The following is an 11,485-nucleotide window of genomic DNA, read 5'->3' on the forward strand; positions in this document are numbered from 1 at the left end:
ACAGTAAGGAGGCAGTATGAGCGACGAGCCAACCGGCAGCGGCGGCGAACAGGGCGGCCGTACCGCCCGGCGAGATCCCTGGACCGACAGCGACGCGGCCTCCGCCGAGCCGCCCGGCGGCGCGGGCTATCCCGAGGACGATACCGATACCCTGCGCGAGCGCCAGCGCCTGCAGCAGATGGCCATGATGGACCGCTGGATCGGCGGGGTGCTGATCGAGCAGCGTCGCAGCCGACGCTGGAAAATATTTTTTCGCCTGCTACTGGCAACGCTGCTGCTGATGTCGGTGCTGCTCAGCGCTTATAGCCTGTTTGGTGGCCAGCCGGCGTCGGCGGTGAGTGCGCAGCCGCACCTGGGCGTGGTGGCGGTAGAGGGCCCCATTGCCAGCGACGCGCCGGCCAACGCCGAGCGGCTGATTCGCGGGCTCAATCGCGCTTGGCAGGCGCAGAGCGCCAAGGCGGTCGTGCTGCATATCAATAGCCCGGGAGGCAGCCCGGTACAGTCGCAGCGGATATACGCCGAAGTCATGCGCCTGCGCCAGGCGGGGGACAAACCGATCATTGCCGTGATCGAGGATATCGGTGCCAGCGGTGCCTACTATATCGCCGCTGCGGCGGATGAGGTGGTGGCGTCCCCGGCGAGTCTGGTGGGCTCTATCGGCGTGATCTACTCAAGCTTTGGCGCGCAGCAGGCCATCAATAAGCTGGGGATTGAGCGCCGGGTGATGACCGCCGGGGAGAACAAGGCGTTTCTCGATCCTTTTCAGCCCTTGAACGAAGACACGCAAGCGTTCTGGCAGACGGTGCTGGACACCACCCATCAGCAGTTCGTGGCCGACGTCAAGGCCGGGCGCGGCGCGCGTTTGGCGGACGATCCGCGGCTGTTCTCAGGGCTGGTATGGAGCGGCGAGCAGGCCATCGAGCTGGGGCTGGTCGATCGCCTGGCCAGTATCGAGGACGTGGCGCGCGAGTATACCGGCGGCATGCGGCGGCAGGACTATACGCCGGCGCTGGGGCCGCTGGACCGGCTAACGCGGCGTTTTGCCCGGACGGCAGCGCAGGCGCTGGGCCTTTCCGTCTCGCCGTCGCCGCTGCATTTCACCGCAGAGCGTTAAGCGCGCCGGGCCGCTGTGAGATTGCCTTTCAGGCTTTGACACCGACGGGGGGAGTGCCTATCATTGCGCGCCTATGTCGACCTCACAACTCCCCGGCCGCGTTGAGCCCTACAAGCTTGCCGCCCGCCGCGAACGACTCGAAGGCCTTGTGCCGCTCGGCGGCCTTTCTCGCCTTGCCGAAGAAGCCGGCCCCCAGGCAGGAGACTGCCGCGTGGTGCTTGACTTCGGTATTGACCTGCAGGGCCGCCGCCAGATACAGGGCTGGCTGAAGGCTGACCTGGCGCTTGCCTGCCGGCGCTGTCATGCACCGATTGAACGCGCGGTGGAAAGCGAGTTTTTGCTGGGCATGGTGGCTGACGAGTCGCTTGCCGGCGAGCTGCCGGCCAGCCACGAGCCGGTGCTGGTGGAAAACGAACAGCTGGATCTGCTGGCGCTGGTTGAGGATGAGCTGATTCTCAGCCTGCCTCAGGTGGTCTACCACGATGAAGCCGACTGCCTTGTGCCGGCGCAGCAGCTGGTCAGCAAGGCAGACGATGCGACAGAAGAGGCGTCAGCGCCTGACGACAACCCTTTTGCGGTGCTGCGCACCCTGAAAGGCAAGCAGTAACTCCCTTTCTATATAGCTTGGAGAATTCCCATGGCAGTTCAAAAGAACCGTAAAACTCGCTCCGCTCGCGGTATGCGTCGTAGCCACGACTCGCTGAGCGCGCCGACGCTGTCTCAGGACAAGGAAACCGGCACCACGCATCTGCGCCATCACGTAGCGCCCGACGGCTACTACCGCGGCCGCAAGGTTGTTGAGGTTTAAACAGCCAATGTCTGGTGCGGCCAAGCAGCTCGGTAACGCGTGCGTATAGCCGTTGATGTCATGGGAGGCGATCACGGCTCCCGCGCCATTATTCACGGAGCCGCCCGCGCAGCGCAGGAGTACCCTGAGCTGGTGCTTGAGCTTTATGGCCCGCGCCGGCACGTGCTTGCCGAACTTTCGCGCTTGCCGCAGCCCTTGGCTGCGGCAACGTCGCGTTTGATCCCCTGTGATGCCGCAGACGGCGTGCCGGCAGAGGCCACGGCGGCCTGGGCGCTGCGCCACGGCCGCACGACCAGCATGGCCTGCATGCTTGAGGCGCTTGGCGACAGCCGGCGCCGGCTGGACGCTGCCGTCAGCGCTGGCAACACCGCGGCCATGGTGGCATTTTCCCGGCGTGCTCTGGGCATGCTGCCGGGCATCAAGCGTCCGGCCATCAGCACAGCGATTCCGGCTCGCCGGCAGCGGCAGTGCTACCTGCTTGACCTGGGCGCCAACGTCGATTCACCGGCGCAGCGCCTGGTGGATTTTGCCGTGCTGGGCGCGGCCATGGCGCAAAGCGTCGACGGTGTGCGCATGCCGCGGGTAGCGCTGCTCAACGTCGGGGCCGAGGCGACCAAAGGCAGCAGCCGCGTGCGCCAGGCCGACGCCGTGCTGCGCGGCCACGGCGCCGCCGGCGTGTTTGACTACCGCGGGTATGCCGAAGGCGGTGATCTTTACAGCGGCGCTTTGGACGTCATGGTATGCGACGGTTTTGTCGGCAATGCCGTGCTCAAATCCAGCGAAGGGCTTGCCGGAATGCTGGTTGAGCGTGTCCAAAACGCGTTTGAGTCCCGCCTCAGCGGCCGGCTGGCGAGCCTTCTGGCGCGTCCGGTGCTCAGGCGGCTAAAGCAAGAGCTCGACCCGGTGCGCTACAACGGCGCAAGCCTGCTGGGGCTTTCGCGCATCGTGGTCAAAAGCCACGGCGGGGCCCACGCGGAAGGCTTTTACTACGCGATTCGACGCGCCATGCAGGAGGTCGAGCACGACCTTCCAGGGCGCCTTGCCCAGCGCTGGCAAGCGATGCCGTAGCCGGTTTGCAGGTACGCCAAACGGGCACGTGCCAACGCACGGATGCCAAGAACAGCCAACAAAACCAAAGGTGAACGACATGTCTCAACCCCTTGCCCTCATGTTTCCCGGGCAAGGCTCTCAGCAGCCGGGAATGCTGCGAGAGCTGGCGGAACGCTACAGCGTGGTAGGCACCACGTTTGAAGAAGCGTCTGACGCGCTGGGCTATGACCTCTGGAAGGTCGTTCAGGAAGGGCCGGAGGCGTCGCTGAACGCCACGGCGTGCACGCAGCCGGCACTGCTGGCCTCAAGCGTGGCGATCTGGCGCGTGTGGCAGGAGCTGGAAGGCCCGCGGCCCGGCGTCATGGCCGGGCATAGCCTGGGCGAATACAGCGCCATGGTGTGCGCCGGCGTGATGAGCTATGCCGAGGGGGTTCGGCTGGTGCGGCTGCGCGGCGAGGCCATGCAAAAGGCGGTGCCTGAAGGGCAGGGCGCGATGGCGGCGATTCTCGGCCTGGATAACGCAGCCGTCGAGCAGGCTTGCGCCGACGCCGCGCAGGGTGAGGTGGTTGCCGCGGTCAACTACAATGCCCCCGGGCAGGTGGTGATTGCCGGTAGCAAGGCGGCGGTGGAACGCGCTATTGCCGCCTGTCAGAAAGCCGGCGCCAAGCGTGCCATGGCGCTGCCGGTATCGGTGCCGTCGCACTGCGAGCTGATGCGTCCGGCGGCCGAGCGCCTGGAAGAGGCCATGGCCGACATGACGCTGCGTGCGCCCCGCTATACGGTGGTTCAAAACGTCGACGCTCAGGCCCATGCCGATACGGGCACACTGCGCACCCGCCTGATCGAGCAGCTGTATCAGCCGGTACGCTGGAGCGACTGCGTGCTGGCCATGCAGGAGAAAGGCGCCGGTGTTTTTGTCGAATGCGGGCCGGGCAAGGTGCTGACCGGTTTGAACAAGCGTATCGTGCGCGGCAGCAAGAGCCTGGCGGTTAACGACCCGGACAGCCTCGACGCTGCGCTGGAGCTGGCCCGCGCCGGCGTTGCCGGCGAAGGCTGATCATCCTCTGATTTTTGAGCTCATCTTCTGATTCTTGAGTAAGGCATACTGCAATGACACAGGAAGAGACAACACAGCCGCGCCGCGTGGCGTTGGTGACCGGTGCCTCCCGGGGGATTGGTCGTGCCGTGGCGTATGAGCTGGCCCGCCAGGGACGCATTGTCGTGGGGACGGCCACCAGCGAAGCCGGTGCTGAAAAAATTGATGCCGCTTTTGTCGAGCAGGGCATTGAAGGGGCCGGCATGTGCCTCAACGTTACCGACCAGGCAAGCATTGATAGCGTGCTTAAAGCTATCGGCGAGCGCTTCGGCGCGCCCACTATTCTGATCAACAACGCCGGCATTACCCGTGATAATTTGCTGATGCGCATGAAAGAAGACCAGTGGGACGAGGTGATGGACACCAACCTCAAGTCGGTCTATCGGGTCAGCAAGGCCTGCCTGCGGGGCATGACCAAGGCGCGGTTCGGTCGCATCGTCTCGATCAGCTCGGTGGTTGCCACCATGGGTAATCTCGGCCAGAGCAACTACGCGGCGGCCAAGGCCGGCATGGAAGGCTTCAGTCGCGCGCTGGCCCGGGAAGTGGCGTCGCGTGCTATTACGGTCAACGCCGTGGCACCGGGGTTTGTTGCCACCGACATGACCGAGTCGCTGCCTGAAGCGCAAAAAGAGGCGCTGCTGGCGCAGATTCCGCTGGCGCGCCTGGGAGAACCCGACGAAATTGCCGCGGCCGTGGGCTTTTTGACCAGCGACGGCGCCGGCTACATCACCGGCGAAACCCTGCACGTCAACGGCGGCATGAATATGCGTTGATGACCCTTGAACTGGCGGTTGCGTCAGCGCAAGGGCGTCTATAAACTACCCGCAGCTTTTGGCTTGCGGTTTCCCAATAGCCGGCACTGGTACGGCTGACGAGAATGACTGGAGTACGTTAATGAGTACTATTGAAGAGCGCGTAAAGAAAGTTGTGGCCGAGCGCCTGAACGTCAAGGAAGAAGACATTCAGAGCAGCTCTTCCTTCACTGAAGACCTCGGCGCTGACTCGCTGGATACCGTCGAGCTGGTTATGGCCCTGGAAGAGGAATTCGACACCGAAATCCCCGATGAAGAAGCCGAAAAAATCACCACGGTTCAAGAAGCTGTCGACTACGTAAACGCCCACCAGTAAGGGCTGTCGCAGCGAAAAAACCGGGGCGGTGCAATCGCCCACATAAAAGCCGTCCTGTCATGGGCGGCTTTTTGTTTGCCGGCTGAATACGGCGCGTAAATTTCGTTATACTGTGCCGGCTTGATAGCTGCGCTGCGTATGCGCCAGCCAGTGCCCCACGCGGGTTACGTCACCAAGGATGCCTGGAGGAAAGCGAATGGCACGAAAAAGGGTAGTGGTAACCGGGCTAGGCCTGGTGACCCCGGTCGGGAATACCGTAGAGCAGTCATGGGCTAACATCGTAGCCGGCAAAAGCGGTATCGCCCCTATCGAGCATTTCGATACCCAGGGGTTTAACACGCGTTTTGGCGGATCGATCAAGCACTTTGATATTTCCGCCTACTTAAACCCCAAGGATGCGCGCAAGATGGACCTGTTCATCCAGTACGGCATGGCCGCCGGCGCCCAGGCCGTTGCCGATGCGGGGATCGAGTGCCGTGACGATAACGCCGAGCGTATCGGGGTCGCCATCGGCTCGGGCATCGGCGGTTTGCCGATGATCGAGCACAACCACAATGCGCTGCAGAGAAGCGGTCCTCGGCGTATTTCGCCGTTTTTCGTGCCCGGCTCTATCATCAATATGATTTCCGGCAACATGGCGATCCAGTACGGCTTTAAAGGCCCCAACATCGCCATTACCACCGCCTGCACCACCGGGACTCACAACATCGGCTACAGCGCGCGCACCATTGCCTATGGCGATGCCGACGTCATGGTCTGCGGCGGGGCAGAAATGGCCACCACGCCGCTGGGCCTTGGCGGTTTTTCGGCGGCCCGGGCGCTTTCCACCCGCAACGACGACCCCGAAGCGGCCAGCCGCCCCTGGGACGCCGAGCGCGACGGCTTTGTGCTGTCTGACGGTGCCGGCGTGCTGGTGCTTGAGGAATACGAGCATGCCAAGGCGCGCGGCGCCACTATCTATGCCGAAATGAGCGGCTTTGGCATGAGCGACGACGCTTTCCACATGACCGCACCGCCCGAAGACGGCAGCGGCGCGGCGATGTCCATGCGCAACGCCATCAAGGATGCCGGGGTTGCACCGGCCGCTGTGGACTATATTAACGCCCACGGCACCTCCACGGCCGCCGGCGACCTGGCCGAGAGCCGTGCCATCGAGCAGGTGCTGGGAGATGCGTCGGCGGCCGTGGCAGTCAGCTCTACCAAGTCCATGATCGGCCATCTGCTGGGTGCCGCAGGTGCGGTGGAGGCGGTGTTCAGCGTGCTCTCCATCCGCGATCAGATCGCGCCGCCGACCATCAACCTGGACAACCCCCAGCAAGGCTGCCGGCTGGACTACGTGCCCCACACCGCCCGGAACATGCGCATCGACGTGGCGCTGTCCAACTCTTTTGGTTTCGGCGGTACCAACGGCTCGCTGCTGTTTCAAAAAGTGTAAGCCGGCGCTTACGTAACGGAGCCTATCATGGCATCAGCGGATCAGGTGCCGTTTGACGACCGTGGCCTGGCCTACGGCGACGGCGTGTTTGAAACCGTACTGCTGCGCGATGGTAAACCGGTGCTGTGGCCGTACCATCGCGCTCGGCTGCACCAAGGCTGCCGAGTGCTGGGTATCGAGCTGCCGGCTGACGCCGAGCTTGACGCCTGCCTGGACGGACCGGCCGACGGGCTTGAAGTGCTCAAGATCATCTTCACCCGGGGCAGCGGCGGGCGCGGCTACGCCATGCCCGACGCGCCCCGGCCCCGGCTGCTGCATCGGCGCACGGCGTTTGCTCCGGCCGTTGAGCGCTGGAGCGGGGTTGATGTATGCCTCTGTACGCTACGCCTGGCCCGCCAGCCGACGCTCGCCGGCATCAAGCATCTGAACCGGCTGGAAAACGTGCTGGCCAGGCGGGAGTGGCAGCGCGCCGATATTGCCGAAGGGCTGCTGGCCGATACCCGGGGCAACGTGGTGGAGGCCACCGCCATGAACGTGTTCTGGCGCGAAGCCGGCGCTTGGTGGACACCAACGCTCGACGCCTGCGGCGTGGCCGGTACCCTGCGGGCCGCGCTGCTGGAGCAGGGCCGGGTGCAGGAAGCGCTGCTTGGCGCCGAGACCCTGATCGAGTCGTCCGCCGTCGAGCAGCTGTTTGTGGGCAACTCGGTTCAGGGCCTGTGGCCGGTGAGGTCGCTGTTGACTCCGTCCGGCGAGCCGCTGCGCCGGTTTGCCGAGGCTGCCGGGGCGTGGCTGCAGGCCGACGCGCACGCGCTTTTGGGCTATCCATCCTTATCGGGGGAGAATTGACGTGAAACGCCTTTTCACCGTGCTGGCGGTGCTTGTCGCGCTGGGTGTTGCCGCGGCGGCCGGCGGCTACGCCTACTGGCAAAGCCGTCTGGCCGCGCCGCTGGCCCTGGACGAGCCGCTGCTCTATCAGGTCCCCGAGGGAGCCGGCTTCCATCAGGTAATCGCCGAGCTTGGGCAGCAAGGCGTCATCGCAGACCCCTGGGCGCTGAAGGTGCTGGCCCGGGTATACCCGCAAAAAGTGCCGGCGCTGCGGGTAGGCGAATACCGGCTGATGCCGGATATGGACAGCCGCGAACTGATGGCGCTTTTGGGCAGTAACAACGTGGTGACTTACTCGCTGACCGTGCCCGAGGGCTGGACCTTCGCTCAGATGCGCGAACGGCTTGACGAGGCGCAAAAGCTCAAGCATCGCACCGCCGGAAAAACGGATGCCGAGGTGCTTGAGCTGATCGAGGTGGACAAAGCGCACCCGGAAGGCTGGTTTTTTCCTGATACCTACCAGTACCACCGGGGCATGAGCGATACGGACATTTTGCGCCAGGCGCACGCACGCATGGCGCAGATGCTCGATCAGGCGTGGGCGTCCAGAGCCGACGAGCTGGCGCTGGATACGCCCTATGAAGCACTGATCATGGCCTCGCTGATCGAGCGGGAAACCGGCGTGCCCGAAGAGCGGCGCGAAATTGCCGGCGTATTTTCTCGGCGCTTGAAGCGGGGCATGCGCCTGCAAACCGACCCCACGGTTATTTACGGCATGGGTAGGCGCTATGACGGCAATATTACCCGGGCCGATCTGCGGGAAAAAACGCCTTACAACACCTACGTCATCGACGGATTGCCGCCCACGCCCATTGCCTTGCCGGGCAAGGCCGCGCTTGACGCTGCGGTGAACCCGCTGGACGGCAATACGCTTTATTTTGTTGCCAAAGGCGACGGTTCACACTATTTTTCCCGCAGCCTGCGTGAGCACAATAATGCGGTAAACCGCTTTATTCGTAGCGACAATGACTGATCCGATACCCGGGGCGAGGCTTTTATGACCCAGCGTGGACGCTTGATTACCCTGGAAGGCGGGGAAGGCGTAGGCAAATCCACCAATATGGCGTTTGTCACCGCCTGGCTTGAAGCGCGCGGCGTTGAAGTGGTGCGCACCCGCGAGCCGGGCGGCACGCCGCGCGGGGAGGCCATGCGCGAGCTGCTGTTGGACCCCGGTTTTGACCAGCCGCTGGCCCCGGACGCTGAACTGCTGCTGATGTTTGCCGCCCGAGCCCAGCATCTGGCCGAAAAGATCCGCCCGGCGCTGGCCCGCGGGGCCTGGGTGGTGTGCGATCGTTTTACCGACGCGACCTATGCCTATCAGGGCGGCGGGCGCGGCCTGGACGCCGAGCGCATAGGCGTGCTCGAGCGTTTTGTCCAGCAGGGCACAGCCCCGGACTTGACGCTGCTGCTGGACATGCCCGTTGACGCCGCCTCGCGCCGGGTCAGCCAAAGAGCAAAGGCCGGAGGCGGCGAGCGCGATCGCTTTGAGCGCGAGCGCGACGCGTTTTTTATCGCGGTGCGTGATGCCTACCGGCAGCGCGCCGCCGCCGAACCGGCGCGCTTTGCCGTGATTGACGCCGCAAAACCTCTGGCGACGGTGCAGCGCCAGCTGGCGGCCGTACTTGACCAGCGGACGGCAGCATGGCGCTAGCGTCAGAGCAAGAGCAGCCCCGCCCGCTGCCCTGGCATCAGCCGCTCTGGGAGCGCCTGTGGCAGCTGGAGCAAAGCGGCCGTCTGCCCCATGCGCTGCTGCTCAGCGGCCCCCGCGGCGTGGGCAAGCAGGTGCTGGCCGAGGCGCTTGCGGCGCGTATTTTGTGCGCCGGCCATGCCGCCACGGCCTGCGGCGAGTGTCACGCCTGTCGGATGCTGCAGTCGGGGTACCATCCTGACCTTATGCGTATTGCGCCGGAAGAGGGCAAGCGCCAGATTCGCATCGACACCGTGCGTGAGATCAACCGCTTTGTCGCCCAGACAGCCCAGCAAAGCGGCTATCGCGTGATCGTGATCAGCCCAGCCGAGGCCATGAACGTAGCGGCCAGCAACGCGCTGCTGAAAAGCCTGGAGGAGCCGGGCAGCCGGACGCTGTTTGTCCTGCTTGCCGATGTGCCGTCGCGTTTGCTGCCCACCATTCGTTCACGCTGCCAGCAGTGGTCGCTGTCGCCGGTGGCGCTTGACGACTGTCGCGCCTGGCTTGCCGGCCGGCTGGGCAGCGATGAGGAGGCGTGCTTTTGGTGGCAGGTGGCAGGCGGTTTGCCGCTGCTGGCCCTTGAGCTTGCCACGCCGGAACAGCGCGCCCTTCGCCAGCAGCTGCACGACTGCTTTGAGCAGCTGGTGCGCGGGGCCGAGCCGGTTTCCGAAGCGGCACGGCTGGACCGCCAGGCGGTGGACGACATCCTGTGGTACGGTGTTGCCTGGCTTGAAGATCTGATCGGTTTTGGCCTGTCCGGCGACAGCCGGCGGCTGAGAAATCCCGATCAGCTTCCCTTGTACCGTCAGGCCGTCAAAAACGCTCGGGTGCAGGACTGGTTTCGGCTGCTTGACTATGCCCGCGAGCAGCGGCGTCTGCTGGCCGTGGGAAGCAATCCCAACCCGCAGCTGGTGCTTGAGGCGTGGCTGGTGCGCTGGTCGGCGCTGCTGCGTTTTTGAACGCGTGCGAAAGCCGGCAGGCCGGCGCCCACGCATTATTCCCCACGGAGAGCGACTGTGAGTGCGCAAAAACTGCTGACAACGGCGATTCCCGACGTGCCCACGCTGCTGTCGATGTACATGCCGTTTCTTGAACGCGGCGGGCTGTTTATCGCCACCCGCGAGCGCTGCATGCTGGGTGATCCGATTATTGTGATGCTGACCTTACCCGGTGAAAGCCAGGAGCTGACCGTAAACGGCGAGGTGGCGTGGATTTCCCCCGAAGGCGTCACCGGGCGACGCACCCCCGGCGTGGGCGTACATTTCAGCCAGCAGGACTACAACGTTCGCGATCGCATTGAAACGCTGCTGGCCGGTCAAATGGAAAGTGCCAGCGCCTCCTATACCCTCTAGCCCGCTCTGGCATTGCTACTTTTATTCAGGCCGTGGCGCAAGACACGGCGCGTTTACTCAGGCGATGTGTTCCATGTTTGTTGATTCCCACTGCCATCTCGATCGTCTCTCGGACAAAACGCACGGCGGCGACGTTGGCGCTGCCCTTGACGCTGCGCGCCGGGCGCAGGTCACGCAGTTTCTTGCCGTGTCCACCAGCCTTGAAGGCATGCCCGAGCTTGCCGCGCTGTCCCGGGCGCATGACGATGTGGTTATCTCGGCCGGCCTGCACCCGCTGCATACGCCGGCGCAAGAGCCCGATGCCAACGCCATTATCGACGCCGCGGCCCATTTCGGCGCGGTGGCCATCGGCGAGACCGGGCTGGACTACCACTACCGTGAAAGCGTACCGCCAGACGTTCAGCACGCCCGCTTCGAGCGCCACCTGATTGCCGCCCGAGCGCTTGGGCTGCCGGTGATCGTGCATACTCGCGACGCCAGGGAAGACACCCTGGCGCTGCTGGAAAAACACCTGGACCCAAGCGTTGGCGGCGTGCTGCACTGCTTTACCGAAGATATCGACATGGCCCGCCGAGCGGTGGGGCTGGGGCTTTATATTTCGCTGTCCGGCATTGTCACCTTTGCCAGCGCGGCGGCCCTGCGCGACGTGGCGCGCCGGCTGCCGCTGGACCGTTTGCTGATCGAAACCGACAGCCCCTATCTTGCACCGGTGCCGCATCGCGGCAAGCCCAACGAGCCGGCCTGGGTGGTTGAGGTGGCCGAGTGCATCGCCCAAGAGCGCGGCATCAGCGTTGACGAAGTTGCGATGCAGACCACGGCCAACTTCTATCGTTTGTTTCGCGCCGCCGCGCCCGACGTCTCGGCCGAGCAGCGTGATGCTTTGAGCCGAGCCGGGCTCATCCGGTAGCCGGGCAGCGATCGTTGACGATA

14 protein-coding genes are annotated in these 11,485 nt (G+C 64.5%); all 14 read left to right on the top strand.

Annotated features, from left to right (window positions below):
- Window positions 1–16: 16 nt before the first annotated feature.
- Window positions 17–1,114, top strand: a complete 1,098-nt coding sequence (gene sppA, locus ACZ415_RS09685; protein ID WP_344703841.1) for a signal peptide peptidase SppA — start codon at window positions 17–19, stop codon at window positions 1,112–1,114.
- A gap of 73 nt (window positions 1,115–1,187) precedes the next feature.
- Window positions 1,188–1,721 (top strand): YceD family protein, encoded by a 534-nt coding sequence (locus tag ACZ415_RS09690; RefSeq protein ID WP_344703843.1) that lies wholly within the window; start codon window positions 1,188–1,190, stop codon window positions 1,719–1,721.
- A 30-nt stretch (window positions 1,722–1,751) separates the two neighbouring features.
- Window positions 1,752–1,922 (top strand): 50S ribosomal protein L32, encoded by a 171-nt coding sequence (rpmF, locus tag ACZ415_RS09695; protein ID WP_344703845.1) that lies wholly within the window; start codon window positions 1,752–1,754, stop codon window positions 1,920–1,922.
- Window positions 1,923–1,961: 39 nt separating this feature from the next.
- Window positions 1,962–2,990 carry a phosphate acyltransferase PlsX gene (plsX, locus tag ACZ415_RS09700; protein ID WP_344703847.1) on the top strand — a complete coding sequence of 343 codons (1,029 nt, stop codon included), beginning with the start codon at window positions 1,962–1,964 and terminating at the stop codon, window positions 2,988–2,990.
- Window positions 2,991–3,069: 79 nt separating this feature from the next.
- Window positions 3,070–4,029, top strand: a complete 960-nt coding sequence (fabD, locus tag ACZ415_RS09705; protein ID WP_344703849.1) for an ACP S-malonyltransferase — start codon at window positions 3,070–3,072, stop codon at window positions 4,027–4,029.
- A 53-nt stretch (window positions 4,030–4,082) separates the two neighbouring features.
- Entirely contained in the window at window positions 4,083–4,841 is a 759-nt protein-coding gene (gene fabG / locus ACZ415_RS09710) for a 3-oxoacyl-ACP reductase FabG (RefSeq protein ID WP_344703851.1), read from the top strand.
- Window positions 4,842–4,962: 121 nt separating this feature from the next.
- Window positions 4,963–5,196 (top strand): acyl carrier protein, encoded by a 234-nt coding sequence (gene acpP, locus ACZ415_RS09715; RefSeq protein WP_301513535.1) that lies wholly within the window; start codon window positions 4,963–4,965, stop codon window positions 5,194–5,196.
- A gap of 196 nt (window positions 5,197–5,392) precedes the next feature.
- A complete protein-coding gene (gene fabF, locus ACZ415_RS09720; RefSeq protein WP_344703855.1) occupies window positions 5,393–6,631 on the top strand; it encodes a beta-ketoacyl-ACP synthase II in 1,239 nt (412 codons plus the stop codon).
- A 27-nt stretch (window positions 6,632–6,658) separates the two neighbouring features.
- Window positions 6,659–7,477, top strand: coding sequence for an aminodeoxychorismate lyase (gene pabC, locus ACZ415_RS09725; RefSeq protein ID WP_344703857.1), 819 nt, complete (start codon window positions 6,659–6,661; stop codon window positions 7,475–7,477).
- A 1-nt stretch (window position 7,478) separates the two neighbouring features.
- Window positions 7,479–8,489 (top strand): endolytic transglycosylase MltG, encoded by a 1,011-nt coding sequence (gene mltG, locus ACZ415_RS09730; RefSeq protein WP_344703859.1) that lies wholly within the window; start codon window positions 7,479–7,481, stop codon window positions 8,487–8,489.
- A gap of 24 nt (window positions 8,490–8,513) precedes the next feature.
- On the top strand, window positions 8,514–9,167 hold the full coding sequence (gene tmk / locus ACZ415_RS09735; RefSeq protein WP_344703861.1) for a dTMP kinase: 654 nt from the start codon (window positions 8,514–8,516) through the stop codon (window positions 9,165–9,167).
- Window positions 9,158–10,162, top strand: a complete 1,005-nt coding sequence (locus tag ACZ415_RS09740) for a DNA polymerase III subunit delta' (RefSeq protein ID WP_344703863.1) — start codon at window positions 9,158–9,160, stop codon at window positions 10,160–10,162. The genes tmk and ACZ415_RS09740 overlap by 10 nt, the downstream gene beginning before the upstream one ends.
- A 57-nt stretch (window positions 10,163–10,219) precedes the next feature.
- Entirely contained in the window at window positions 10,220–10,555 is a 336-nt protein-coding gene (locus ACZ415_RS09745; protein WP_344703865.1) for a PilZ domain-containing protein, read from the top strand.
- 73 nt (window positions 10,556–10,628) lie between these two features.
- Window positions 10,629–11,462 (top strand): TatD family hydrolase, encoded by an 834-nt coding sequence (locus ACZ415_RS09750; RefSeq protein WP_344703867.1) that lies wholly within the window; start codon window positions 10,629–10,631, stop codon window positions 11,460–11,462.
- Window positions 11,463–11,485: the final 23 nt, after the last annotated feature.

It is taken from the genome of Halomonas cibimaris (assembly GCF_055379665.1).